General features: G+C 62.3%; 25 protein-coding genes and 2 pseudogenes. 9 read left to right on the forward strand and 18 right to left on the reverse strand.

The features are described 5' to 3' along the window. Window positions 1-104: 104 nt before the first annotated feature. Window positions 105-1112, reverse strand: a complete 1008-nt coding sequence (locus tag P1T08_04790) for a glycosyltransferase family 2 protein (protein MDF1595402.1) — start codon at window positions 1110-1112, stop codon at window positions 105-107. Window positions 1113-1116: 4 nt separating this feature from the next. Continuing rightward, on the reverse strand, window positions 1117-1470 hold the full coding sequence (locus P1T08_04795) for an EamA family transporter (protein ID MDF1595403.1): 354 nt from the start codon (window positions 1468-1470) through the stop codon (window positions 1117-1119). A 255-nt stretch (window positions 1471-1725) separates the two neighbouring features. Between P1T08_04795 and P1T08_04800 the strand changes: the two genes are divergently transcribed. The 4 genes from P1T08_04800 to P1T08_04815 all read left to right on the forward strand — a co-directional run bounded on the left by P1T08_04800 (window position 1726) and on the right by P1T08_04815 (window position 4446). Next, complete coding sequence (locus P1T08_04800) at window positions 1726-2076, forward strand: LysR family transcriptional regulator (GenBank protein MDF1595404.1); 351 nt, start codon at window positions 1726-1728, stop codon at window positions 2074-2076. 61 nt (window positions 2077-2137) lie between these two features. Then, the gene (locus tag P1T08_04805) at window positions 2138-2989 is read left to right on the forward strand and encodes a substrate-binding domain-containing protein (protein MDF1595405.1); all 852 of its coding nucleotides are present in this window, start codon (window positions 2138-2140) and stop codon (window positions 2987-2989) included. Between the two features lie 39 nt (window positions 2990-3028). Beyond that, entirely contained in the window at window positions 3029-3730 is a 702-nt protein-coding gene (locus tag P1T08_04810) for an ABC transporter permease (protein ID MDF1595406.1), read from the forward strand. Beyond that, entirely contained in the window at window positions 3727-4446 is a 720-nt protein-coding gene (locus tag P1T08_04815; protein ID MDF1595407.1) for a phosphate ABC transporter ATP-binding protein, read from the forward strand. Before P1T08_04810 ends, P1T08_04815 begins: the two co-directional genes overlap by 4 nt. A 75-nt stretch (window positions 4447-4521) precedes the next feature. Here the strand turns inward: P1T08_04815 and P1T08_04820 are convergent, their stop codons facing one another. The 9 genes from P1T08_04820 to P1T08_04860 all read right to left on the reverse strand — a co-directional run bounded on the left by P1T08_04820 (window position 4522) and on the right by P1T08_04860 (window position 15074). Then, on the reverse strand, window positions 4522-6420 hold the full coding sequence (locus P1T08_04820; GenBank protein MDF1595408.1) for a DUF1704 domain-containing protein: 1899 nt from the start codon (window positions 6418-6420) through the stop codon (window positions 4522-4524). Window positions 6421-6525: 105 nt separating this feature from the next. Further along, entirely contained in the window at window positions 6526-7464 is a 939-nt protein-coding gene (locus tag P1T08_04825) for a carbon-nitrogen hydrolase family protein (GenBank protein ID MDF1595409.1), read from the reverse strand. Beyond that, a complete protein-coding gene (locus P1T08_04830; protein ID MDF1595410.1) occupies window positions 7461-8882 on the reverse strand; it encodes an amidase in 1422 nt (473 codons plus the stop codon). The genes P1T08_04825 and P1T08_04830 overlap by 4 nt, the downstream gene beginning before the upstream one ends. Continuing rightward, window positions 8879-9703, reverse strand: a complete 825-nt coding sequence (locus P1T08_04835; GenBank protein MDF1595411.1) for an aminotransferase class I/II-fold pyridoxal phosphate-dependent enzyme — start codon at window positions 9701-9703, stop codon at window positions 8879-8881. The genes P1T08_04830 and P1T08_04835 overlap by 4 nt, the downstream gene beginning before the upstream one ends. Window positions 9704-10064: 361 nt before the next feature. Next, window positions 10065-10859, reverse strand: a complete 795-nt coding sequence (locus P1T08_04840; GenBank protein ID MDF1595412.1) for an ABC transporter permease — start codon at window positions 10857-10859, stop codon at window positions 10065-10067. Then, the gene (locus P1T08_04845) at window positions 10859-11731 is read right to left on the reverse strand and encodes an ABC transporter permease (protein MDF1595413.1); all 873 of its coding nucleotides are present in this window, start codon (window positions 11729-11731) and stop codon (window positions 10859-10861) included. Before P1T08_04845 ends, P1T08_04840 begins: the two co-directional genes overlap by 1 nt. Continuing rightward, window positions 11728-12819 carry an ABC transporter ATP-binding protein gene (locus P1T08_04850; GenBank protein MDF1595414.1) on the reverse strand — a complete coding sequence of 364 codons (1092 nt, stop codon included), beginning with the start codon at window positions 12817-12819 and terminating at the stop codon, window positions 11728-11730. The genes P1T08_04845 and P1T08_04850 overlap by 4 nt, the downstream gene beginning before the upstream one ends. Further along, a complete protein-coding gene (locus P1T08_04855; GenBank protein MDF1595415.1) occupies window positions 12792-13931 on the reverse strand; it encodes a substrate-binding domain-containing protein in 1140 nt (379 codons plus the stop codon). Before P1T08_04855 ends, P1T08_04850 begins: the two co-directional genes overlap by 28 nt. Window positions 13932-14057: 126 nt before the next feature. Further along, complete coding sequence (locus tag P1T08_04860) at window positions 14058-15074, reverse strand: alcohol dehydrogenase catalytic domain-containing protein (protein ID MDF1595416.1); 1017 nt, start codon at window positions 15072-15074, stop codon at window positions 14058-14060. 156 nt (window positions 15075-15230) lie between these two features. Here P1T08_04860 and P1T08_04865 point away from each other — a divergent pair, with 156 nt between their 5' ends. Next, window positions 15231-17645: an HD domain-containing protein gene (locus tag P1T08_04865; GenBank protein MDF1595417.1), complete on the forward strand. Its 2415-nt coding sequence runs from the start codon at window positions 15231-15233 to the stop codon at window positions 17643-17645. A 105-nt stretch (window positions 17646-17750) separates the two neighbouring features. On the opposite strand, the gene P1T08_04870 is transcribed toward P1T08_04865, so the two are convergent. The 4 genes from P1T08_04870 to P1T08_04885 all read right to left on the reverse strand — a co-directional run bounded on the left by P1T08_04870 (window position 17751) and on the right by P1T08_04885 (window position 21208). Further along, on the reverse strand, window positions 17751-18089 hold the full coding sequence (locus tag P1T08_04870) for a P-II family nitrogen regulator (protein MDF1595418.1): 339 nt from the start codon (window positions 18087-18089) through the stop codon (window positions 17751-17753). A 14-nt stretch (window positions 18090-18103) separates the two neighbouring features. After that, window positions 18104-19444, reverse strand: coding sequence for an ammonium transporter (locus tag P1T08_04875; protein ID MDF1595419.1), 1341 nt, complete (start codon window positions 19442-19444; stop codon window positions 18104-18106). A gap of 179 nt (window positions 19445-19623) precedes the next feature. Then, window positions 19624-20187, reverse strand: a complete 564-nt coding sequence (locus tag P1T08_04880) for a CBS domain-containing protein (GenBank protein MDF1595420.1) — start codon at window positions 20185-20187, stop codon at window positions 19624-19626. Beyond that, window positions 20180-21208 carry a chloride channel protein gene (locus tag P1T08_04885; protein MDF1595421.1) on the reverse strand — a complete coding sequence of 343 codons (1029 nt, stop codon included), beginning with the start codon at window positions 21206-21208 and terminating at the stop codon, window positions 20180-20182. The genes P1T08_04880 and P1T08_04885 overlap by 8 nt, the downstream gene beginning before the upstream one ends. A 134-nt stretch (window positions 21209-21342) precedes the next feature. Here P1T08_04885 and P1T08_04890 point away from each other — a divergent pair, with 134 nt between their 5' ends. Continuing rightward, window positions 21343-21603, forward strand: coding sequence for a 2TM domain-containing protein (locus tag P1T08_04890; GenBank protein MDF1595422.1), 261 nt, complete (start codon window positions 21343-21345; stop codon window positions 21601-21603). A 264-nt stretch (window positions 21604-21867) separates the two neighbouring features. Continuing rightward, window positions 21868-22056, forward strand: a complete 189-nt coding sequence (locus P1T08_04895) for a hypothetical protein (GenBank protein MDF1595423.1) — start codon at window positions 21868-21870, stop codon at window positions 22054-22056. An 83-nt stretch (window positions 22057-22139) separates the two neighbouring features. Here the strand turns inward: P1T08_04895 and P1T08_04900 are convergent, their stop codons facing one another. Continuing rightward, a complete protein-coding gene (locus P1T08_04900) occupies window positions 22140-23393 on the reverse strand; it encodes a DUF222 domain-containing protein (GenBank protein ID MDF1595424.1) in 1254 nt (417 codons plus the stop codon). A 157-nt stretch (window positions 23394-23550) separates the two neighbouring features. Between P1T08_04900 and P1T08_04905 the strand changes: the two genes are divergently transcribed. After that, window positions 23551-24078, forward strand: a complete 528-nt coding sequence (locus tag P1T08_04905) for a hypothetical protein (GenBank protein ID MDF1595425.1) — start codon at window positions 23551-23553, stop codon at window positions 24076-24078. 125 nt (window positions 24079-24203) lie between these two features. Here P1T08_04905 and P1T08_04910 read toward each other — a convergent pair. After that, window positions 24204-24332 (reverse strand): annotated as a pseudogene (locus P1T08_04910) (SEC-C metal-binding domain-containing protein). Window positions 24333-25009: 677 nt separating this feature from the next. Next, on the reverse strand, window positions 25010-25312 hold the full coding sequence (locus P1T08_04915) for a hypothetical protein (protein ID MDF1595426.1): 303 nt from the start codon (window positions 25310-25312) through the stop codon (window positions 25010-25012). Between the two features lie 480 nt (window positions 25313-25792). Here P1T08_04915 and P1T08_04920 point away from each other — a divergent pair. Beyond that, window positions 25793-26188: pseudogene (locus P1T08_04920) on the forward strand (helix-turn-helix domain-containing protein). Window positions 26189-26258: the final 70 nt, after the last annotated feature.

The raw sequence follows: 26258 nt of genomic DNA on the forward strand, positions 1-26258 counted from the left end.
AAGGCCCGTGGGGCGCCCGTCACGCGCCTGAAACATAAAGACCGGAGCGATGGGTGGGCAAGTCGCCACTCAGTTCGATGACCGCGCCAACCAGGGTGAGCTCGCTATGCATCGGATGTCGCAGAATCCTGGCGGGGTGGCTGAGCCAACCTGATGTGCAAGGGAACTGAACCCAACCGCTGCATGTCGTAGTTGAGGAAGGAAAGGAGGAGTTGTGTCCCGAGGAAGACCGGCAGTGCAGCAATCATGACCGTGCCTGCCGTTGCCGCGACTCCTCCGGAGATACTCTCAATCCATCGAACGGCACCGAAGATCGTTCCAAATGTTAGAAACACCAATCCCGCCACCAGTTCGACTGATGCAATCGAGAAGTCCCGGAGGAAGTAGTCGTAGACGACACGTTTGAGGAGATTCTGCGTATGTCTGAAGAAGAACTCCGGTATCGATCGTAGGATGCTGAGATTGCTTCTCTCCTCACCGTAGATCGCAGGCATCGGTATGTCGGTGACAACCGCACCGAGGACCCCGAGTCGAAAGAGCATGTCGGACTCGAAGAAGTAACGCTTGTTCATCTTGTCCAGTGGCATCACCGCTAGCACTCTGGCGTCGATGGCGGTGTATCCATTCGTCGGATCAAAGATCCTCCAGTAGCCGCTAGACAGCTTTGACATGAAGGAGAGGGCTGCGTTGCCGATCCTTCGTAGAGCGGGGATCGGACGAATGCTGTCTATATCGTAGAAACGGTTGCCCTTCGCGTAGTCGGCGAGATGCTGCACAACTGGTGCAACGAAGACAGGTATGAGCGAGGGATCCATTTGTCCGTCACCATCGAGTTTGACGATTATGTCCATCTTGTCGGCAATGGCATGCCTGTACCCCGTCAGCGTGGCGCCGCCGACTCCCAGATTCTCATCGTGATAGATAACGGTGACCCGAGGATCCCCTGAAACGGACTCAACAAGCTCACCCGAACCTTCGGGGCAGCGATCGTCGACGACATATATCCGCTCGACGCCGTCGCCAATGGCTGCGACGACATCGAGTATGTGAGCAGCCACGTTGAAGCATGGAATGACCACGGCGATCTTCGGTCCTGTGGGTGAGATCGTCATGCCCTCAAACCTGAGATACGACGATTCCGAGAACGATCAATGCCGAGCCGGCCACACCGGCACGCGAAATTCTCTCATCGAGAACGAAGTGGCTCAGGATGGGCACAACCACGAAGGCAAGCGCCACAAACGGATACGCACGGCTCAATGGGACTTCGCGGATGAGCCAGATCCACAGAAGAGTGGATCCGCCGTAGAGAGCGATCGCAGCCCAGAAGGAGCCGGATTCCAGGAGGGACAAGAACCCGCCGGGACCACTCCCGTTGGTGAGCGACTCTGATGCCTGCTTGAACAGAACTTGGCCAATCGACAACAGGAGCGCAAAGGCCGACAGAAAGAAGATCTGCCGGAGGGTCACACCATCGTCCCGTCGTCGATGCGTCCGGTCGGCAAACGCGTGGCAATGTGAGCGGCTTCAAGGTCCCGGCACGCCCCGTCCAAGGCCGCAGTACAGGTGCTCGACGATCTCGCGTTTTCGTCCTCCGAGTACAGACTTGTGGTCAATGACATCTGATCAATCAGCATAGCTTGGGGCCCTCAACGCAAGGAGACGGCGGCTGGATGAGCATCGGTCGCGGTACGCTCACTGAAGCCGTCGAAAGGCATTGTACGAATGGAACCGAAGTTCAACGTCTGGTTCGAGGTGGACGGGAAGGTGGCCGCCTCTCGATGGCGAATGCGTCTACTGGAAGCCGTCGCCGAACAGGGTTCCATCAGCGCAGGCGCTGAGACGATGGAAGTGCCTTATCGCGTTGCCTGGCAGAAGATCCAGGAGATGGAGGACCGCCTCGGCGACAAGCTCATCGAGACGCAAACCGGCGGCCCGGGAGGGGGCGGCGCACAGCTCACGGAAGCCGGCAGAGGCTACGTTGAGCAATTCAAGGTCTTTGGGGATCGGGTGGATACGGCCCTCGCGGCGATCTACCGCGAGGTGTTCGGCGACACCCCACAGAGTTGGGCCTGAGTTCGACGGGTGATCGTTATAATGGTTTGTCATAACGCCCGCATGGTGGAGGTTCATCGCTGTGAGAAACCGACTCGTTCTGTTGATGGTTGTGGCCCTGACCGCGACAGCCTGCCGTTCGGGCAGCAGCGAACCTCAAGTATTGCGCCTGGCCACCACCACCAGCACCGCCGATTCGGGTCTCCTCGAGGCGCTACTCCCCGGCTTCGAAACTCAGTACGAGGCTCGCGTCGATGTCATTGCAGTGGGAACCGGCCAGGCGCTGTCGCTCGGTGAGGCCGGCGATGCCGATGTCATCCTTGTCCATGCGCGAAACAGGGAGGATGCATTCATTGCAGACGGGCACGGCACAGCGCGGTCCGATGTCATGTATAACGACTTCGCCCTCGTCGGTCCGATCGATGATCCGGCCGGTGTGCAGGGCACGGCCATGGCCGCAGATGCACTCGTCGCGCTGGCGGCAGCCCAAGCACCGTTCGTCTCACGCGGAGACGATAGCGGGACGCATACGAAGGAACTGAGCCTGTGGGAGGAGGCGGGTTTGACGCCCGATGCCGCCTGGTACCAGTCGATCGGGCAAGGGATGGGAGCGACGCTCCAGTTTGCCAACGAAACCGGCTCGTACACGCTCACCGATCGCGGCACGTTTCTCTCCCAACGAGAGAGCCTGAGCGGTTTGGAGGTCATGGTGGGTGGAACAACGATCGACGAGAACGCCGACCCGGCTCTGCTCAACCCGTATGGGGTGATTCCGGTGAACCCGGACAAGGGCGGGATTGATCTCGATCTCGCCCAGCAATTCGTCGATTGGCTCACCAGCGTCGAGGTGCAGCGGCAAATCGGCGAGTACGGCATCGACATCTACGGTCAGCCGCTCTTCTATCCGGATTCCCAACGGTGGAGAGACCGATGATTCGTTACGCGCGGACGTCCGGCTAGCGGATCGATCGCTGTGCGGACCCTGGTCGACGCCCTAATCGATGCTCTGAGGCTGCTCAGGGACATGGACCCGGCCCTCCGCGAGACGGTCGGCCTGACGTTGCAGGTGACCGGCGGAGCCCTCCTGATCGCTCTTGTCATAGGAATCCCGGCCGGTGCGGCGATCGGCCTCTCCCCCAGGGTGCGGGGGGCCGGGTTGCTCATCCCGCTCATTTACACGGGGATGGGGCTTCCGCCGGTGGCGGTTGGCTTGTTCGTCTATCTGCTGCTCTCGAACCAGGGCCCCATGGGCGGTCTCGACTGGTTGTTCACGGCCACCGGCATGGTGATGGCCCAGACGATCATTGCCTTTCCGCTCGTCGTCGGATTGACGATGGCTGCGGTGCGAGGCGTCGATCCTCAGTTGCCCGTCCAGTTGCGGGCGCTGGGGGCGACCCGCCGGCAAACGGCGCTGACAACGCTGGTGGAAGCTCGCTTGGGAGTGACCGCGGCGGTGGTAGCCGCGTTCGGGAGCATCATCTCGGAGGTCGGAGCGGTGATGCTGGTCGGGGGCAATATCGAGGGGCAGACCAGGGTGTTGACCACGGCGATCGTGCTCGAGACGCGCAAGGGTAACTTCGCCCTGGCGCTGGCTCTGGGGATGATTCTGCTGTCCTTGGCATTCGTCGCCAATTTCGCCTTCTATCGACTCCAGGTGCGTAGGGGGAATCGGTGAACGCCTACGAGTTGAACGGAGTTCGCCACTGGTATCAGGACCGGTGCGTTGTGGCCATCCCTGAGATGGACGTGCACCAGGGCGAGGTCCTGGCGATCGTTGGGCCGAGCGGGGCCGGCAAGAGCACGCTGCTCCGACTCCTCAACTTCCTGGAGCAACCGACGGAAGGGAGCATCGTCCACGAGGGAGTGCCGGTCTCCGATGACGTTTCAATGGAGGTCAAGCGCCGGGTTACCACCGTCTTCCAGCATCCGGTCTTGCTCCGCAGAAGCGTGCGAACGAATCTCCAGTTCGGTCTCAAACTCAGAAACGAGAAACGACCGGAAGCCGACCTGAACAGGTGGTTGGACGCGCTCGGCTTGACCGACCTGTCCGAGGCGCCGGCCCGAACACTCTCGGCCGGTGAGGCACAGCGAGTTGCGCTGGCCCGGGCTCTGATCGTCGAACCCTCCGTGCTGCTGCTCGATGAGCCGACCGCCAATCTCGACCCGTACAACGTCGGCTTGATCGAGGACATGATTCGGCGGATCAATGCCGAGCGGGCTACGACCATCGTGTTGGTGACTCATAACATCTTCCAGGCACGGCGGCTGGCGGATCGGACCGGGCTGCTGATCGGCGGCGAACTCATCGAAGTCGCCGCCACCGAGAGGTTTTTCTCGTCACCGGGCGATCACAGGACGGCGGCCTTCGTTCGGGGCGACCTGGTCTACTGAGTGAGCACCCTCGAGGCCCTCCGGGCCACGCTTCCCGGCCTGCTCGAAGAAATCGGTGGATCGAGTTCGAGCTGATCAGCGATCGGTCAAGTCCTCGAGGCTGATGCCCTCGCGTACCCGTTCGATCCGGTAGTGCGTATCAGGATTGTCCAGATACAGGGGTCGCAGCGGAGGGGAAGTCAAGACCCGGCGTCTGAGCAACTCCTCGATGACCGGCGAATGTTCGGCAGCCATCTTCCCGACAAACAAAGTGTCGAGCCTCTCCCCCGCTTTGATGTAGTCCAACATCTTGAGCAGCCCGCGCAGGTAGACGGCATCCTTGATGAGGCCGCCACCCCGGTGCACACGCATCGAGGTGATGTAGGCGGCTCGCGCCGAGAAGCCATGCTCGTCGCGCAGCAACCGGAATGTGTCTATGAACGTCGCGCCGTCGACGACCGCGTGGGCTGCCAGCACTCGGCCGGCCAAGGCCTTGAGCCGGATCGGCGTGAGGCCGCCGACCAGGTATTCGGTGAATACGGCCAGACCCTCTTGAAGCTCGTCGTGGTTGGCGAGACCGGTGGCGAGCAGCCGGAACGGCTGAGCCCGGCCGTTCCAGTAAGTGACCACATGAGTCCCGATTTCGTGCTGGATGAGCGGCTCGACACGGTGAGCCGGGAAGCTCATGCCGGATCCGACCAGGAGGTCGCCGGAGGACACCATCAGCGACACGATGTCATCACGCACGATGACTCTTCCCAACATTGCCGGGTCGATGGCCCTGTATCTCTCGAGTTCTGACTCAGCCCTGGTCACAAAGGTGGCCACGTCGACATTGCGCCCGCGCGTGCCGGTGAACCCTTCAGCCAACGACTGTGTGAGCGAAGCGGCCAGGTCGACCAGACCCGAACCCACGCCACCGTAGAGAGCTACACCGGTCGGCAGGAAACGGGGTCGTTCGCGCTCCCCTATCAATGTGAGTTTGAGGTCGAGTTCGCGCTGCTTCTCACGGAAGAGGTGTTCGAGAGTCGGGTCTTCGATCCGTTCCACTTTGATGTTGTAGAGGTCTCGCTTCAGCAGAGCAGGATCAATGTTGCGCGGCCGGTACCTGAACTGGGGAGCCTTCTCATACCGGTTTCGCTGGAAGGTCCGGAAAGCTTGCTCGGAATTGGTGGGAGTCACCGCCAAGAGCAGGTCGAAGGAGTCGGCGACGCTGCTCAGGGCGCGGTCGACCTCCTTGACCGCCCGCACGAAGGTCGAACGGCCGAGTGCCTGGTAGTGGAGCGGGCGATGAGCCGTCTCGGACCGAGCAAACTCGAAGGCTGCACGGCGGAAGGCAGTGTCCATCTGGCGAGCGAGCGAGCGCTGCAGAATCGGGAAATCCTCTCCCGTGGCGGCGTCGCGGTAGATCGGCACCACCTCAACTCCGACATAGCGGGTGGAGAGCTCACGGGCCTGCTTTGGTGTCAGCAGCACCGGGAGGCCGGGCGGCGAGAGCCGGCCGCCGCGGACCACCGCGACCTTCGCTTTGCGCTTCAGAATCCGGACTCCGGTGAGCGAGCCGACGAACCGCTCGACGGTCGCTGAATCTGCCCAGTTCTTGTCGACGAGCAGCCGGAATGAGGCGGTCTGGTTGTCGCGCTGGTTCTCTGGGTCTTCCTCGGCTGCCCAGATCTCGACGATGAGGAACCCACCAAACCTGGACGTGGTGACTTCAGCGATGCGTTTCACCAAACGGGCGATCCAGGAATGTGCTCCAACCCGCGTCGGAGCAATGAGATATGAGGCTTCACCGTTGATCAATCCGGCGAGACCCGGATCGATGCCCGTTCTGGGCGGCCGGTAGACGAACAGGAAAGGGAGTTGCCGGTCGATGGATAGCCTCCCGCCGGGGGGCAGCGTCCGACGAACCCGTTGACCTCCCGCCAGCCGACCTGCGATATCATCGATCATCTGATCAGTCAGGCGTTCTTGTCCGGCCGCGGCCATAGTCATCCCAGAAGTTGAGGCTGCCGCCAGTTTAGATACGGCCCATCATCGCGCTGATACCCTCACTCCCCCGGCCTCTGCAGGTGGGGGGACGCCCCGATATCCGAAGATTCAGTCTTCGAAATGGGCGGCGGCTTGTCGCCGGCGATCGACGGTGACGTCGAAGATGTCGGGCCGGCTGTAATGACCGGTCGGATCGAAGTTCTGGCGCTCGGCTCTCACCACGGCCGGATCGATATCGGCTATGACCAAGCGTTCCTCTCCCGAGACCGGTTCCACCAGCCAGTGACCACTTGGGTCGGCGATCGCGGAACCACCGTCGTAGGACGAAGCAAGGTCTGCCTCCTTGAGCAGATCGGCAAATGGAAAGCCGGAGGGGACGTCTGTCCCGGACAGGACCGCTCCGACGGCAAGGGAGTAGACCCGGCCCTCGAGCGCGATGAAGCGGGTGATATCCCGGGTGAGATGGGTCGACCCGGGCCACACCGAGACATGCAGATCCTCACCCGCCGCATACAGGGCGTGTCGAGCCTGGGGCATCCAATTCTCCCAGCAATTGAGACCTCCGACCCTCATCCCTCCCACTTGATGGGCTCTCAGACCGTTCCCGTCACCGATGCCCCACACCATCCGCTCCTCGTGGGTCGGCATGAGTTTTCGGTGCGCAGAGACGATCCCATGGGCGGGATCGATCGCCACCAGCGTGCAATAGATCGTCCCACTCGCCGGTCCTGTGGCCCGCTCGGTGGTTCCCAGGTAGGTGAATATGCCCAGATCTCGCACCGCTTCTGTGATGACGCGCAATTCCTCGCCGTCCATCTCGACTGCCGAATCCAGATAGGCGGCGTACGCCTTCTTCTGGTCGGGATCGTCGAATCGGGCACCGTCGGTGAGGCTCACCCAGAACGGGTACCCGGACAGGAAGGTTTCGGGGAAAGCGACGAGATCGACCTTCTGTTGGTGTGCCTCGTTCAGCCATTCGATCACTTTGACGGTGGTGGCCGACGGGTCGAGCCAGACAGGGCTTGCCTGAGCCGCGGCGATTCTCATGGTGCACCAGCTTTCAGGGGAGGCCGGCGTTGCTTCCACGGCGCTGCTTCTTCAAATGCGGCCGCCAGTCGAAGGACGGACGCGTCATCGAATCGTCGCCCGACGATTTGCATGCCAATGGGCATGGCATCCCGCGAGAACCCACACGGCACCGACACGACCGGGCATTGACCGATGAAGTTGAACGGCGACGTCAGATCCAGCCCTGCGTACCTGCCGTCGGGGGTCGTGCCTTCAAAATCGCGGTCATTGGCTTCGGCAGGTGGGGCGGTGAGGGCCGTAGTCGGGCACAGCAGTGCGTCATATTGCTCGAGAATCGGCCGTATCGCCTGCCATTGACGGCTACGGAGCAGTTCGATTCGTTTGAGGTCTACCGCCGACATCAAGCTGCCAGATTCGATGAGCGCGCGGACGCCGGGATCCATATGGTGGCCGTGCTCGGCAACCATATCTCCGTAGGAGGCGGCCATTACCACTCCCCAATATGCGAACCAGGCGTCGTTGATTTCACGGCTCCAGCCAAGGTCGACCGCCTCGACGATCGCTCCCCGACTTCGGAACACTCCGGCCGCGGTCGTCACCGCCGACGCCACCTCAGGATCGATGGCGTAGTACCCCAGATCGAGGGAGAGCGCCAGCCTCACCCCAGTCAGATCGGTGTCGGGTCGCAGCGAAACATCGAGGCTCGGCACCAGCGAGGTCGGGTCCCGTTCGTCCGGACCCTGCATGACGGAAAACATGAGCGCCGCGTCGGTCACCGTACGGGCGATCGGGCCGAGGTGGAAGATGGACTCGAAGTCGTTGGGAGTTATGTGCATGGGAATCCTTCCGTGGGACGGCTTGAAGCCGACCACTCCGCAGAAAGCGGCGGGGATCCTGATCGACCCACCTGCGTCAGACCCTTCGGCAATCGGCACGATCGACGCGGCAACCGCACCCGCCGATCCACCAGAGCTTCCTCCCGGAGTCCGGGTCGGGTCCCAGGGATTGCGCGAGACGCCCCACAAGGGTGAATAGGTGAACCCGGAGTGGGCGAATTCGGGAGTGGTTGTCTTCCCGATGAGGATTCCACCTGCCCCGTACAGACGATCGAGAATCGGAGGATCGTCGTCCGGTACCCAGTGCTCGAAGGCGTATGAGCCGAGCGTTGTGCGCTTCCCGCGCGTCGGCGTGAAGTCCTTGATGGCGAAGGGCACCCCGTGCAACGGGCCAAGCGGGTCACCCTTCAGAACTGCGGTTTCGGCTCGTCGGGCCGCAGCCCGGGCCTCATGCGGATACACAAAACAGAACAGATTGAGGGCCGGATTGTACTGTTCGATCGCAGCCAGAAAAGCATCGATTACTTCGACCGGGGAGACATCACGGCGGCTGATCATGCTTGCCAGTTCCGTGGCAGGAACGAAGCGGAGGTCCTTCATCGGCTTTCAACTCCCTGCGCGGCCAGCCGTTGGGCCACCTCCTCCAGGTCCGTTGCGTCGACGTTTGCCACCGCCAGGCGAAGGTATGCCTCTTGACCGGGACCGAACACTGTCCCGGGAAGCGTCAGGAGGTGTTGTTCCTCGAACAGCGCACGGGCGACATCGAAATCTGTCCGGTCGGGATAAGGGTGGCGGAGCCAGGCAAAGTATCCTCCGGCTGCCTCCAGTCGGAACGGTGATCCGGCCGCCGCCAGCGCGCTGGCAAACGTCGACTGGCGCAGATAGATCTCAGCACGATTGGCGGCGGCCCAATCCCCGAGACGCTCCAACCCGTAGAGAGCGGCCAGTTGCGCCGGATGGGGGGCACAGATCATCATCGTATCGTGGAGTTTCAACGCCGCCTCTCTCACCCGTTGCCCGGCGGCCAGCGCCCCCACCCGGTATCCCGTCATTCCGAACACCTTCGAGAAGCTGTAGATATGGATCAGCAACTCTCCCCAATCGGACCGACTAAAGAGACTGTGGGGAGCGCTTCCACCCGACAACAGATCGGCGTATGTCTCGTCGACGATTAGGGCGATGCTGTGGCGGTGGGACAACTCGGCTATCTCGTCTATCACCGTGGAAGGGATAACTGCTCCGGTCGGGTTGTTGGGGGTCACGAGGAGAATCGCCCGGGTGCGGGGGCCAAGGAGCGCCGCGATGTCTGCGGCATCCGGAATCCCGGCGTGCCCCTCGCCGATCGGTACCAGCACCGGGGTGATTCCCAGCGCCTCCATCGCCATGATGTGATCGAAGTAGTAGGGCACCGGCACGACCACTCTTCGTCACCCGGCCGGCAGACGGCCAACAGGGCCAGCCAGAATGCCTGACTAGCGCCAGCCGTGATGATGAAGTCCCCGGCATCCAAATCAGCCGCGTACATGGCGCAGTGGTGCCTGGCCAGGGCTCGGCGGAGGGGGCCGAGCCCCTCCAAATCGGTGTACAAAGCGGTCTGCGGGTCGGTCAGCCGCCCGGCGAGGTCGGCGATGAGCTCTGGCGGAGGCGGGTAGTCGGGTACCGCCTGCGTAAGGTCGATCAAAGGCTTGGACCGAGGAAAGCTCCTGCCCTCCGACCAACCGCGTACCTCTGCAATCGGCGGGAAGGCGACCGACTCGATCCATGGATTGAGCTGAATTGGCATCAGCGGTCCGAGAACTCGGCGCCGAGAAACTTGGGGAGATTCCCGAATGCCGCGAACAGCGAAAACACGGTAGTGGCGAGCAACGTGAACACAACGGACACTGACGCGATCGTCGGGGTAAAACCGTATCGCAGGCTGTTGAAGATCTTGATCGGCAGTGTCACCACCGAGAAGCCGGCAACCATGAAAGCAACGATGTACTCGTTCAAGCTCAACACGAACGCTGCCGCGTAACCGGTGACGAGATACGGCAGGAGCAGCGGAAGCGTCACCGTTCGGAACGTGACCCGGGGGCCGGCCCCCAGCGTGCGTGACGCCTCGCCCAGCGCCGGATCCATGGACTGCATGCCGAGAGTGATTGTGATGAGCGGGATCGTCGAGAAAAACACGCCATGCGCAATGATGACGTTCTCGATTCGGCCGATGTGACCGGTTGCATTCCAGAAAACGAGAGCACCGAGAGCACTAATCACCGGCGGCAGCATGAACGGAAGCGTGCCGAGTGCAAAAAGGCCGCCGTTGAAACGAGTCCGGTAGGTGCGCAAGAAATAGGCGAGTGGCAGCGCAATGGCGACGGCGAGCAGCGCGCTGCTGGCGGCGATGGTGAAGCTGTTGAACATGGCTGAACGCCATTGGCTGTCGGCAACCAGCTGGACATACCAGTCGTTGGAGAAGGCCTTGGGTGGGAACGCCATATAGCGGGATTCGTTGAAAGATACGACTCCCACGACGAACAGCGGGCCAACGAGAAACACGATCACGACCCCAACAACCAGCCGGCGCAACGGTCGCATCAGGAGACCCTCTCGCCGCGGCCGCCAAGCCAGGAAACGGCGCCGACGATGGCCAGGCTCAGAACGGTGAGGAACATTGCCATGGCGGCGGCGAACGGAACGTTGGCATTGAAGGTTGCCTGATCTGAGATGAACACCGACAGCGTCCAATGCTGGGGGCGTCCCAGAATGGCCGCAATCAGGTAGCTGCCGAGGGTGAACACGAAGACAAGAAGGAACGCGGCCAGAATCGTGAGACGGCTGATCGGCACTACCACCGTCCAGAAGGTTCGCCACGGTGATGCTCCCAGGGTCTCCGCAGCTTCGGTGATCTCCCGATCTAGTCGTGACAGCGAAGGGTAGAGGGTGAGGATGCAGTACGGAAAGGCGATGTACATGAGCCCGAGCACCACCGCCAGGTAGCTGGGCGCGTACGACTTTGGCTCGCTCATCAAACCCAGCCAAACGAGCACGTTAGACAATCCGGACGACCTTCCCAGAATGACGTTCCAGGAGAACGCGACGATCACTTCCGACAGCGTCAAGGCCGACAAGGTGAGCACCAGCAGAACGGTCTGACTTCGCTGGCGCATCCGCGTCAAGAAGAAGGTGAACGGGAAACCGATCAGCACGACCAGAAGGGCGACCAACAGGCAGATCTGAATCGAGAAGGCCGTTCGCTCGAGGAATATCTTGCTGAAGAGTCGTTCGTAACTGTCGGTAACGAATGCCGGTTCGTAGAAACCTCCCTCGATTCGCCGGTAGAACGAGGTTGCCAGCATGAAGCCGAAGGGGGCCAGAAAGAAGATCCCGAGGACGGCCACCGGGAAGGCGAGGACGCGATAGGCGCGGAGCGGCGTGTCCGTCGCCTGCTCGGTGGTGTCGGTGCTCACGATGCCACGACGACGCACGATTCCGGCGGGAAATACACGGTGACGGGGTCACCCTGGGCCACGTCGGGATGTTCCTGGGGGCTTCCTGACACCACAATGCTCTGCTCGAGGCCACAATCGACGTAGCACTCGAAGGACTCGCCCAGATCTCGGACAAACACGACGGTGCCCGGAACCATGTTTGATCCCTGGTCATCCGGGGGGATAATCCGGGCATTCTCAGGGCGAACCGAAATCTGGATCTCCGAGCCGATCGATGGTTCCGAGTGACCGGGCGAGAACGCAAACTCGCGATTCGCCACCTCGCCGAACCCGGCTCTGGTGACCCGGACACCCAGCAGATTCGTGGATCCGATGAAGCGAGCAACGAACGCCGTGGCGGGTCGCCGGTATACCTCGAGCGGTGGACCGACTTGCTCGACGCGACCGTGGTTCATCACGACCACCAGGTCGGACATGGTCATCGCTTCTCGCTGATCGTGTGTCACCATCACGGTGGTGACGTGCAGGCGCTGCTGGAGGAGACGCAACTCCACTTGCAGCGCCTCACGCAAGTTGGCGTCAAGGGCAGAAAGCGGCTCGTCGAGCAAGAACAGCTTGGGATCGCGCGCAAGTGCCCGAGCCATTGCGACTCGCTGTTGCTGACCCCCGGAAAGTTTGGTGATCCGCCGCTCCCCCAACCCCTCCAGGTCTACCAGGCTCAACAACTCGTCGACTCGACGCTGCATGTCGGAAGCAGAGCCGCCCCGAATGCGGAGGGCATAGCCGATGTTCTGTCGGACGTTCAGATGGGGGAACAACGCCAGCGACTGGAACACCATTCCGACGTCGCGTGTGTGTGACGGTTCGTCGGTGATGTCGTCACCGTTGACCATAACCCTTCCGCTGGTGGGTACCTCGAGGCCGGCGATCATCCTCAGCAACGTCGTCTTTCCGCAGCCTGACGGACCCAGAAACGAGATGAGTTTTCCCTCGGGAAGACCCAGGCTCACGCCATCCACGGCTCGAACCGAGCCGAAATGCTTGACGAGGCTGTCGAGAACGAGCCAGCTGTCGGGGGCTACTCGGAGAAGATCTGCTCTGTCCACTTCTGGTTGATCCAGTCTTCCCAATCTGCGTAGATCCTGTAGTCCGGTCGAATGGCGGCATCCGGCCCGGGTCCGGAGAACGAGGCGTACTCCTCATCGGTCAGGTCCATGTGTTCCTTGGCGACGGTGGGCGACGTGCCGAGGGTTCTGGCCAACCGAGCCTGCACGGCCGGCTGGCACATCCAGTTGATGAAGACCTGGCAGGCGGCGAGGTTCTCGGTGGTCTTGGTGATTGCCCATTCCCCGGAGTCCAGGATCGCGCCCTCTTTGGGGAAGACGCTGCGGAGTGGCTCACCCTGAGAAGCGGCGTACTCGGTGATGTCGTGATAGAACTGGCCCATTGCTACCTCACCGGTGTTGAGGGCCTGCTGAGCCGTCGCTTCGTCGCGATACCACAGCTTCACGTTGGGCTTCACCTCGGCCAGCTTGGCAAGCACTTCCTCGACGCCGTCTTGCGTGGCGAGGATCTCCTTGCCTCCGAAAAATGACACTGCCGTGATCTCGAGAAGAAACGCGTTGCCGGGCTGAGAAAGCAGCGTGAGGCTGTCTGCCCATTGCGGGTCCCACAACGCGGTCCAGGTGTCGGGGCTCTCCGCCACACGATCGGTGTTGGACACCAGCGTGATGTACCAGGACACCGCCCCAACCCCCTTCACCAAACCGGAGTCGTCCTTGCGCACGAATCCCGGGGCCAGGTACTGGCTGTTGGGAAGAGTCGCCTCGTCAAAGCCGGCGAGGATGTCACCCTTCATGGCACGGAGCATCCCGACTACTGAAAGCATCGAAACGTCTGCCGGGATCGCTCCCGCCTGGGCCGCTTGTTCGAGTTGCACGACCCATGCTTCTGAGGTTGGCTGGGAAATCGACTCCACTTCGATCCCGGTCTCCGCGGTGAAATCCGGATAGATGGCCGCGAAATTCTCTTCGAAGAAACCGCCGTAGGTCCCGACCTTGATCTTCGAGCCGGCAAGGTCGATCGGCCCGGCCGCACTGGTGGTAGTCGCCTCTTCGGCGGTACCACAGGCAGCCAGCAGCCCCGGCAGTAGGAGCACCGCCCCGGCAGCACCCGACCGTTGCAAGAATTCCCGTCTGCTGATCGATGATTCAGTCACAATGACCTCTCTCTTCGGACGCCTCTGCCTTCTTGACCAGACGTGGCGATAGTAGCCCCTGCATCGGTGCCACGCCCTTCGACCCGCCGTCTCGTCGAAGCCGTCCGTTGAAGACCACCCCTCGAATCATTCCGCAGAGAAGTCCACGACGGCACGTCCCTTGATTCGCCCGGCTTTCAGCCGATCCAGCGCACCGTTCACGTCCGTGAGAGAGATTCTCTCTATGTCGATGAGGGGAGCGCTGCGTGAAGCCAGAACCAGCGCATCGCGCATGTCCTGCCTGCTGCCCACCGAGGAGCCGGTGAGACGGTGCCCACCGTCGATTAGCCAGGTCATCGACAGTGGAATCCTGTCACCGGTAAGCGCTACGAAGACCACCGAAGACCGCGGATTGGCGGATTCGATGATCGTATCCCACACCGCCGCACTCGGCGCGAAGTTGAGGAAGACCTCTGCACCGCCAAGGTCGCGTATCCCTCGCCCGGCCTGCGGCCCGGCCAGAACCAGATGGTCGGCGCCGTTCGCTCGCGCGCCGGCGAGTTTGGCGTCACTCAGGTCGACGGCCACCACTCTTGCCCCATGCTGCTTGGCGAACCCGATCGCGAACAGCCCCAGTCCACCACAACCGAAGATCACGCAGGTCGTGCCCGGCCCCAGCTCCGTCTTGCGGATCGCGGCAAGGGCGGTGACGCCGGCACACATCCAGGGCGCTAGTTCGACGGGGTCCCGGTCATTGTTGACGGGGACTGCGAAGGACTCGCGTACCAGGGCGTATTCGGCGAACGCTCCGTCGCGGCCATGTCCCCGTGCGCGTTGAGCGAGGCAGGTCGTCTCGTGGCCGGTGCGACATTCCTCGCAATCCAGGCAGGTGTCGTATATCCAGCCGAAACCGACCCGATCTCCGAGTCTGAAAAGGCTTGATGTTTCCCGGCCGAACGCAACGACCCGCCCGATGCCCTCATGACCGAGTATGAGCGGATAGGCGACGGCTTCTTCCTCACCGTCGCGGAGATGCAGATCCGTGTGGCAGACACCACATGCTTCTACCTCCACCAGCAGTTCACCCGCGCCTGGAACAGGCACCTGCACATCCCTGATGAGTAGCGGTCCACCGCTTTGCTCGAGTACTGCGGCACTCATCATTCTTGGTAGAGCAGGTTCGCCCACGATTGACACATCTCCCGGGTCTGCTTCGATTCTTGGTTCAGGAACCACCGCGACCGGCGGATCGGCGCCATCTTGACATCCGGGCCTCCGAACAGCCACTCTTGATTCCCGCCAGCTCGCCGCGAGGAACCTATGAACCCAAGCCCGCTCGCCACGTTTCTCGCCCTTCGCACCAGTGTGAGTGTTAAGCCGATCGGCGACGGCGGACCGGAAACCTGTGCGGCATTGACCAGCGGCCTAGATACCGCACTCCAGCAGCTCGGTACCGGCGTTGGTCATGGGGCGGCGATCGTTGCGCTGGGAGGCTACGGCCGCCGTGAACAGTGTCTGTGGTCCGACGTTGATTTGATGTTGCTCCACCGCCACCGCAATACAGAGCCATTGATCAAGGCGGTCTTCTATCCGTTGTGGGACGCCAATATCAAGGTAGGACATGCGGTGCGAACTGTCGAACAGTGCCGCGAGGCCGGCGGCGCGGAGCTCGAGACGCTCACGACGCTCCTCTCGGCTCGTCTCGTCGTAGGCGACGTAGACCTGTTCGGTGAGTTCGAGGATGCGCTGGCCGATCTGGCCCGCCGGCAGCCTCTGGCACCACGCCTCGCCGAACAAGAGCGCGAACGGCGACTCGCCGAGCCCTACCCGTTGATGGCTGCAGACGTCAAACAGGGACGAGGTGCGCTGCGCACCCACGAGGGGTTCTGGTGGGAACGCCGGCGATCCCAGTTACTCGATCTCGTGTCCGACACGCCGACCCAGGATGAGCGTGACGCCAAGGTGACGCTGCTTTCGGTACGCAACGCACTCCACGCGTCGGCGGGTCGAGCCGTCGACAGGTTCGTTGTCGATTTGCGGGAACCGGCCGCCCGATGGCTCAATACCGACGTCCACTCCCTGGCGATGTCCCTCACGACTGCTCTGCACATCGGCGACCGCCTAGCCGACCGTCGCTGGCCCGACCTTCACGTCGAATCGGACCCGACATTCGGACTGGGACGCAGGGTGTTCGGGGCGATACGAACCCGATTCTCCTCACCTGAACCCACCCAAGATGTCGACGCGGGAGACGGCGTGATGGCGATCGCGGTCCGGGCGGCAGGCCGCCCTGAAGGAGCGTGGCTCGACTCCACCGAGGAGGAGCTCATCCGCGCGACTACTTCCACGGTATGGACGGCGGCCGATCGGAGGGCCTTCATCATGCTGCTTTCGGCCGGTGCCCGCGGGCGAACCATCTTCGGCCTCCTCGAGGAACTGGGATGGGTGGGACGCAATTTTCCTGAGTGGACGCCCGTGGCGACCGCCCCGCAACTCGCCCCTTTTCACGAGCATCCGGCTGGCGCTCACCTCTGGCGTGCGGTTGACGAAATGCAATCGATCATCACCGAGAGAGGCGATTTTGCAGGCATAATCGACGAAATCGGATCAACGGAGGAACTACTGCTGTCCGCTCTCCTCCACGACATCGGGAAGGCAAGAGGAGGGAATCACGAGGCGGTCGGAGCCGACCTCGCCGCGACATTCCTGCGCCGCGCCGGGTTCGGACCGGCGACCGTCGCCACCGTAGTCAACGCGGTTCGCCATCACCTGCTCCTCGCCCAAACTGCCACGCGTCGCGACATCGCCGACCCGGCGGTGATCGATGAGATCGCAACGGTGGTCGAAGACCGGCGCCAGCTCCAACTTCTGTACTTGCTGACGATCGCCGATCTGAGGGCGACGGGTTCGACCATGTGGAGCGAGTGGCGGGCCACCTTGCTCAGGAGGCTCTACCGGAGCGTGGCCAAAACTCTCGAGACGGGTGAAACCGCCCGGGCTACGCCCGACATCGACGCGATCGTTGACTTTGCCGCCGGCACCCTCGACCGCCGCTTGATAGAGGAACACGTCGCCGCAATGCCGGCCGGCTACCTCGACACAACCTCGCCCCGCGAGGTGGCATGGCACCTTGACATCGCCTCACAACTCGACATGCCCGGCCTCATCTCGGTCGATCCACGAGATGAAGGACGGGTCCTCGTGGCGGGCACCGACCGGGCAGGCTTTCTCCTCGCCGTGAGCCGGGCCTTCACTGCCAACGGCGTCGGAGTCATGGACGCTCGTCTACGAACACGATCGGATGGAGTCGCCCTGGATACGTTTCATGTCGCGGATGATCGAACCGGTGCGATGATTGCACCAGACCGATGGGATCGGGTGACCGGGGACCTCGTCGCTGCGCTCACCAACGAGCGGGACCTCCGCCCGGTCATCCACGAACGGGTCAAGGCGTATCGACGGCCTGGAGACGATCGGACCTCGATCGAGGTGCGAGCCGACAACACGAGTCGCCATACCGTCATCGAGGTCCGGGCTCCGGACCGCGTCGGTCTGCTCGCCGACATCGTCGAAGTACTCCACGACGAAGCGCTGGACGTCTATCTCGCCAAGATCGACACGATGGGCGGCCAGGCCCGTGACATCTTCCACGTTCGCCGGGCCGGCACACCCACTCGCGACGAGACAGACCTAGCCGCCCTCCAGAGTCGAATCGAGCAGCGGTTGCACGACTGAACGCCCACCCGGGATCGCCCGGAGCGACATCCGGACCGATCTTCGCCCACACTCACCTATCGATGTTGGCACCGACCGCCGGCGCCCGACCCGGTTCCCGATCGGTCATATGGCGTCTCTACCCTGCTCACCGGTACGGATCCGGATGATGGCGTCGATCGGCGTTACCCAGATCTTGCCATCTCCGATCTGCCCGGCGCCGGCCGTGGACTGGATCACGTCGGTCACTCTCGCAACGTCGGTCGCATCGACCACGATCTCGAGCTTGACCTTCGGTGTGAAATCGACCGTGTATTCGGCACCGCGGTAGGTTTCAGTGTGCCCACCCTGGCGCCCGAATCCCTTCACCTCTGTGACGGTCATACCTTGAATCCCTGTGGATTTCAGTGCCTCGATTACTTCATCGACCTTGTGCGGCTTGATCACTGCAGTCACCAGTTGCATATCTGCTACTCCTCTCAACCCGCGGCCGGCGCCGTGGCGAACACATCAGGACCGTAACCCGGAGCGCCGTGTTCGACGACATCCAGGCCTTCGATCTCCTCTTCGGCCGGCACCCGGAGCCCAACCGTCGTTTTGATGGCCAGGAACAGCAACCCGGCTGTGATGGTCACGAAGGCAAATACTGCCGCCACGCCGATGAACTGGGTGAGGAGTTGATCGAAGCCACCACCGTAGAACAGGCCACCGTCGGTGGCGAGTAGGCCGACCATCAGCGTTCCAAAGGCTCCACATACGCCGTGCACCGAGATCGCCCCGACCGGATCATCGATCTTGCGCCTATCGATGAAGAAGACCGAGAAGACCACGATGACCCCGGCGAGGGCGCCGATGATTCCGGCACCCCAATTGGATACGTTGGCTGTTCCGGCGGTGATACCCACGAGACCGGCAAGCGTCCCGTTGCCGGCCATGGCCACATCAGGCGCGCCGGTCTTGATCCACACCGTGAAGGTGGCGAAGACGGCACCGGCCGCACCTGCGATCAAGGTGGTGAGGGCGATCGCGCCGACCGCGGCATCGGCTGCGAGTTCAGAGCCGGGGTTGAACCCGAACCATCCCACAAAGAGGATGAAGACCCCGAGGATCGCAAACGGGATCGAATGCCCGGGGATTGCGCGGGGTGTGCCGTCCTTGCCGTACTTCCCAATTCTGGGTCCGAGGACGATGGCTCCCATTAGTGCCGCCCACCCGCCGACGCTATGGACGATGGTGGATCCGGCGAAGTCGATCATGGGAGTCGCGAGCTCGGCGAGCCAGCCTCCGCCCCACAGCCAGTGCACCACAACCGGGTATATCAGGGCCGTGATGACGAAGCTGTAGATGAAGTAGCTCTTGAACCTGGTGCGTTCGGCCATCGCCCCCGAGACGATCGTGGCGGCAGTGGCGGCGAAGGCCACCTGGAAGATGAAGAACGTGGGAAGCGACAGCGTACCGAAGTAGCCGTCAGTGAAGTGGTCCGGGTCGAGAAACCACCCTTCGGTCCCGAAGAAGCTGTTGCCAGCACCAAACGCGATGGCAAAGCCCACGGTGGCGAACGCCAGAACTCCCGCTGAGAAGTCCATCAGGTTCTTCATCATGATGTTGGCGACGTTCTTGGCTCGTGTGAGACCCGCCTCCACGAGCGCAAAACCGGCTTGCATGAAGATCACCAGCACCGCGGCGACCAGAACCCAGATATTGTCGAGAGTTGCCTGCACGGCGTCGGCCGTCGTCCCATCTTGCGCAAACGCGGGTGCGGCCAGCACAATCGTTGCCAGGCTCGCTCCCGTGCCCACGAACAGCAGTCTTCGCTTCATCGGATCTTCTCCCTTGCCGTTACCTGTTCCGGGCTCGGTATGGCATCCCTCACCCTGCACGCCGTGGTGGCGTGGTGGCAACCTAAGGGACAGGTGTTTCGAATCGGTTTCGCGCCGATGAATAGCCGAATACCAGTAGCGCCGCACAGTGAGTGCACGAACGGCCTGATTGAACAGAGCTATCCGGGAAGGTCCGGATCGGCGCCCACCGCCAGTCGTTCCGCCAAGCGGTCGCGCGGTCCATCGCCTCCGAATGCTGTGATGGCGTCGCCCGCCTGAAGAACGGTCGAGCCGGAGGGGATCAGCAGATCGGACCCGCGGTTGATCGACACGAGCAGGCATCCGTCTGGCCAGGGGAATTCGCTGACCGGTCGACCATCGGCTGCAGACCCGACCGGGATGCCGACCTCGAAGAATCGGGCTTCCGCCTGGGTTCGAGCGCGCAGCCGATCGGGCAGCGCACCTTGGCGCGCAATCGTGCCCAGTGCTGTGTGGTAGGCGGTGATCACATCTGCTCGTCTGAAGATCCCGACCAGGCTCGTTGCGTCGACTGCGTCGACCACCGGGAGCCGACCGACTCCGAGGGCGGCCATACGCTCCAGCGCCTCCGAGACCGGCGTCTGCGGGATTACGGTCGCAGGATTCGGCGTCATGACGTCGGCGGCCCGCACTTGATCGGAGGGGCCGCCGGCCCGCACGATGTCGGATTCGGCGATCAGCCCCACGAGGCGTCCATCAGACACCACCGGAACACCGTGCAAGCGATTCCGTTGTAGCAAGCCCTGCACCTCGCCGAGGGTTTGATCCGGGTTCACCGTGATCACTTCGCGCTGAACGACGTCGCCGACGCTGATCGTGTCGAGCAAGTCCGTCACGCCTCCGTGGGCCGGGTGGATGCCCATGCGGGTGAGCGGCGCCCGGTAGGCGCTTTCCGGCCGCACCGAGCAACGCCACTACCAGCGCCAGCAGCAGGGATCGAGACCAAGCGGGCAATCTACCTGGCCGGATCTCGAACCAATCCAAGGCAGCCAGGAAGAGCCAGGCAACGGCCACCGTCACCAATCCCAGCAAACCGTACAGCAGCAATTGCCTGGGATCCTCCAGGGCGTATGCAGAGACTTCGAAGGTCAGATCCTCACCGACCAACGAGCGGCTCACCACCGCTCCCGCCACCGACGCCACGACCACAGTGTGGACGTGACGCAGCGAGAATTCCCGGAGGATCACCTCCATCGCGAAGAACATCCCGGCAATCGGGGCGTTGAAGGTAGCACTGATTCCTGCGCCGGCACCGGCCGCCACCAGGACCCTCACATCGTTTTCGCCCAGACGCGCCACTCTGGCCACCCACGAACCGATCGACGAGCCGATTTGAGCGATCGAGCCTTCCCGGCCGGCAGAACCGCCGCTCCCGATGGTGAGAGCAGTAGCAATCGTTTTGAGGCCTACGACCCGGGCCCGAATATGCCCACCACGCACCGCGATCGAGGCGATGATCTGAGGGACCCCGTGACCGGCGACCTCAGGCGCGAACCTGGCTGTGAGCCGCGAAGCGATCCAGATGCCAACCGGGATCGTCACGAGCGGCCACGCCCGGCCCAGCCGATCATCGACCAACGATGCTCCCGATCCAACCAGATCGATGGCCTTGATCAACACAAACGCGCCGAGGCCGGCGCCCACTCCGACCAATCCGGCCAGGACCATGAGCGTGGGCGTTCCCCCACGTCGAGAAACTGTCTGCAATCGATCCGACCAGCGCATCCGCTCCAGGCTAGGACCTCTGCGTCGACTCGGAGTGTCAGCGTCGGCGGAGGGGCGCATGCAAAGAACGTTTGGGACCGCACCGGCCCCTCGGGACGGGTACATTCCGACGTAGGCACCTAGGGAGGAGAGGCATGGACGACCACGATGCCCGCCGTGAGGCTGCCTTCAAGCGAGTGAAGGCCAAGCGAGAGTTCAAGAATCACCTGGCGGTGTACCTGATCGTGAACACCCTGCTCGTCGTGATCTGGGCCGCGTCCGGAGCAGGCTACTTCTGGCCGATCTGGCCCATCGCCGGCTGGGGAGTCGGATTGACATTCAACGCCTGGAGCGCCTATTTCGAGAAACCGATCTCAGAAGAGGACATTCGCAGGGAGATGGAGAAGGGCCTCTAGGAGGGCGGTCCGCCCAGGGGTAGCCGGTTCGGGCGAACCGCCACACGCACCAGCCAAACCAGCCAGTGCGAGGGCAGCGAACATCCGTCTGAACCTCACCACCTTCCTTCGGTAGGTGAACGCGAGGGCTTGAGCCACGACGACGATCGGCCGTGCGATCTTCGAGGGCCCCGATCAACGATATTTATCGATCAATTAACCCTCACGAGGGGCGTGCATGAACCTCAGTCGCGGAACCTGTGGAGGAATCCATAGGAGTTGTCTATGACCATTGTGTTCCTGATACTGGTTCTGTACGGACTCTTCTTCTTTCTCCTGGCGATGACCGATGAAGGCGCCGGCAGACGGCCGTCGAAGACGAATACAAACCGTCACCTCGTCGCCCCGATTTCGCTTCCAGGTCGAAACAACCCATCGCCGGAGGCAGCCGAGACAACCGAACTCGCCGTGTAGCCCCGCGATTAGGCGTTGTCACAACACGGGTCCCGGATGTTGCCCGCACGCCGAGTCCGCTCGCATGAACCCGCCGGTCCGGTCTAGGGGGATCGCCCGCTGGTGGTGTAGGAGTGACCAAGCTGGCTGGTCCACAGATAGTCGCCGCCCGGAAGTGGCCGATATGTCCAGCCGTGACGGTGACGGATTATGTGGTCGTGTCGGCAAGCAGGCGCCAATTCGTCTGTAGCGGTGCGCCGGCCCTCGGCCCAAGCGACACGATGATCGAGATCGCAGGCAGTTGAGGGCATTCGGCAACCGGGAAAGACACACGTGAGATCTCGGACCTCGACATGACGTTGCTGGGTAGCGGTGGGACGCCGCCGGGTGGTTCCGTGATGGACCGGGAGACCGGTGTAGGGGTCGGTCACGACATATCGCCAGCGACTCCCGTGTTGTCGATCGGTAACCTGACGGGCGATGTCGGCAATGACCGGACCATATCCGGCCAACTCCCCCGGCGCTTCGGACAGTTGAGTGAGAGTCGCGAGGTCGACTCGCAGTTCCACCCCGCCACGGTCACGTGTCGTGCCGAAGCCGCGACCCTCGAGCAGGTCGAGAAACACGTCGGCGCGCAACTGGTCGATCGAGCGCAGCTCACCGTTCCGCTTCAGGCTGCGAGCGACCCGGTTGACAAAGGCGCTGGCCGAAGCGACGCGATCGGGAGGGAGATCCAACCCCAGTAGATGAGCCGTCCCGTCTTCGGAAGGATCGACAATCACCCTTCTTTCCTCAACCGCTTCCTCATATCGGGCTTTGGCGGTTTCCGGATCCACTTCGATGCACAGCCGCTGCAGACGCGCCTTCAGTTGGCCGGTTGTCAGCTGCGGAGCGCGGTCGAGGATTTCGTTGCTCACCATCCGGGCGGTTTCCGGGTCCAGATGAGCTGTGCCGCTCATGATCACTCGAACCCGGCGCACGTCCAGATCGCCGGCGGAGAAGGCATCCCATACGCAAGGAAGTCGATCCCGAAGCTCCAGGGCCAGCTCCAACTCAGAGTCGGCTGCCCGACGAGTTAGCCGCAATGCGGCCCGGATCTCGGCTGCCGCCCCCTCAGCCACGAGTTCTGGATCATCTGATCCGTCCAAGTCCTCGATTGCATCGGCGATGGCGGCCATATCCCCATACAGATGAGCCTGGTGGTGAGACACCAATCGTTGGCGAGCCCGCATCACCACCACACGGTCAAACCCGGAAAGGCGGCTCATATCTACTGCGGAGAGAATGACGGCAAGAAACGGACCCGGTTCCATCGAGTCCAGATCCGCTGGTATGCCTGCCATCTCGTTATCGAACATATGTTCGTTTCTATCTGCTGATTAGGACAGAATTGTCTTTCAAACGGTGCTGCGCGGGGCGTTGCCTGGAGGAAAGATCAAACCCAACTAGGCAAGCCTCGCCTGAGCCACCGAATCACTGGCCTCAGCGGACGGACCCCCAGATTCCGTCATTGCCGTGGTCGCGCCATCGACGACGGCGCCACGCCCGACCCATGTCGACACCACACACAAGACTCCGGTAGCTGTCGGCCCACTCGAGCCCATCACCGGTTACGGGGACTTCTCTCATGTCGCGACGCCGTACGACTTGGATCCTGACGAGGTGATGATGGCGGTGGCCGCTTGCCTACAGGACAACGGCTATCCGGTGATCTTCACTCCGGGAATGGGCGTCGATTGGTCTCCGATTCCTCCACATCAGCACATGGAGGGAAGTCGAGTCGAGGATGCTTGTTTCACCGGATTGAACCTACCCGATCCGGTTCCACCCACCGAGCAGGAACTGCTCGACAGGTATGACTACCTGGTTGAGATGGCAGCCTGCCTAGCCGCGGAGGGATACAACACGCCTGATCCTCCCTCTCCAGAAGCCTTCGTTGAGGGTTACGGAACCGAGGAATCCTGGTCGCCATACAACTTCTTGCCGTTGTCGCTATCGGAAGAGGAGTGGCAACGCCTCATGGTGGCCTGCCCGCAAGCATGAAGTGACCAGTGTGAGAGGCTCAACCCGTCCTCAGTTGTCGAGATGGGGCGTGGAAACGACCCGAAACATTCAAGGTTCACTGGTGCCGCGGGAATCGGTGCTGGTCCCGCCGTATCCGGAAGGCGTTACTGACCAGCTGCCAAGCCATGGCAATGCTTGTACTTGAGACCCGAGCCGCACGGGCACCGTTCGTTGCGTCCGACCTTCGTCCGAGTCTCAGCCGGGCGAGCAGACAGTTTCAACGCCAGCTCGGCTCGCTGCTCACGGACCTCGAGTTCGCCCTCCCAGCCGCGTAGACCGTCGCTCCGACGCTGCAACCGCTGCTCAGCAGCATCCAGGTCACGCTCGCGGCGAGCAACCTCCGCCTCCCGTCGCATTAGCTCCCGTTGGGCCCGTTCGGCGAACACCGGCGACTCGATACCACTGAAGTCACCGAACACACCGACAAGTTCACGACCGATCAGCATCACAATTGCTCGGCCCATCGAGATCCCGACCGCTTGGCAGTAGCGTCGCCACGTTGACCACTTCGCCTCGGTGACTGGGACTCTCACCATTCGGAAGGTTTCATCCTGGCCGAGGCCGGCGAGTAGCTTGCGATCAATTCGGACCAGTGTGCCTCGGTCGAGGTCCATCACTACCTCATCTGTCTACACGTTGAACCTCCCCGGGCCGAGACGATCCGAGCCCGCCACACCCCATCGCCATAGGCGACACGGGCCTCAGGTCAACTGTCAACAGCACGTCTCCGGCAGCAACCTCGGCTCCCGGGGCAATGTCAATCGAGGTCACTACCCCCACCGACGACCCCACCCCCGCAGGGTCGAGATCCCACTCCGTTACCGCTGCGAACGTCAGCGACCTTCCCCCCAACCAGCCCCCACCAGCCCAACCGCCAACACCAGCTGCCCGAACCAGCGCAGAGCACGGTTCACTTTGGGTCGTCCGGCATCTCGATGATCCCCAACCGGCCAGCCTCAAAGGCCGCGGCGTGGCGGGTCCCAACACCCAGCTTGACGTAGAGCGCCTGGACTCGCCGTTCGACCTGGCGTTTCGAGTAGCCAACTACCTTGGCGATCTCCCTGATCGTCTGGTCGGAGCAGAGCAACCTGAGAAGGGACTGCTCGAGCTCGTCAAGTTGGTTCCCTACAGCGGGAGACTCCGGCGACTTGTCGTCGGCATCCAACGAACCACCGCAGGTGTGCGCCGCGGTGCCGTTGTCAACGGAATCCATCCCCCCCTCATGTCGTCACCCTGGTTCGACATCGACAGACCCTCCTAATCCGTTTCAGCCACCCCATCGTGAAAGAATGGTTGTTGGCGGCCTTGCCCGGGCTGTAGGGCCGAAAGTCCCAAACAACCCACAGATACCAAAGATGACGGAATACCGACATGGATTCATTGGTACGTTGTGACCACCAGGAAAGCGAAGGGGGTGCGAAGACCAGGGAACCTTCGAACCGAAGATCAGATGGCGCCGGCCCAATGCGCGAACACGAGGTCCGACGCCACCCAATCCAAGGAGAACACTACCCATGAAACGAACAATCGTGATCCTGGCCGTCGTGGCCATGGTCGTCGGGTTACTGTGTCGCCACCGGGTGAATACTGACCCTTTATCACCGCTCGAATTTTGACCCCCTCCTGGTCGGGTCCACCACTGATAGTGCTGGATGTTCGATCCTGGCTGGATTCCGGCCAGGAGGATTGGAGATTGTTGGACGTGGAGGATTGGGCTGAGATCCGTCGGCTGCATAGGGCTGAGGGTATGGGTGTGAAGGCGATCGCTCGGAGGTTGGGGGTGGCGAGGAACACGGTGCGGTCTGTGTTGCGTTCTGAGACACCACCGAAGTATGAGCGGACGCCGCAGGGTTCGATTGTGGATACGGTGGAACCTGAGATCCGGGTGTTGTTGAGGGATACGCCGGATATGCCGGCGACGGTGATCGCGGAGCGGATCGGATGGGCCAGGGGGATGACGGTGTTGCGGGATCGGATAGCCGAGTTGCGGCCGTTGTTTTTGCCGCCGGATCCTTCGCAGCGGACCTGGTATCGGCCTGGGGAGCTGGCCCAGTGGGATCTGTGGCTGCCGGATGTGGAGATTGAGGTGTATCTGACTCTTTGATATAGGTCGCCGGGTTCCTAACCCAATTCATGGTCGGGTCCGGGGCGGGTTGTTT

The sequence above is a fragment of the Acidimicrobiia bacterium genome, assembly GCA_029210695.1.
In the GTDB taxonomy this organism is placed as follows: domain Bacteria; phylum Actinomycetota; class Acidimicrobiia; order Spongiisociales; family JAHEDJ01; genus JAHEDJ01.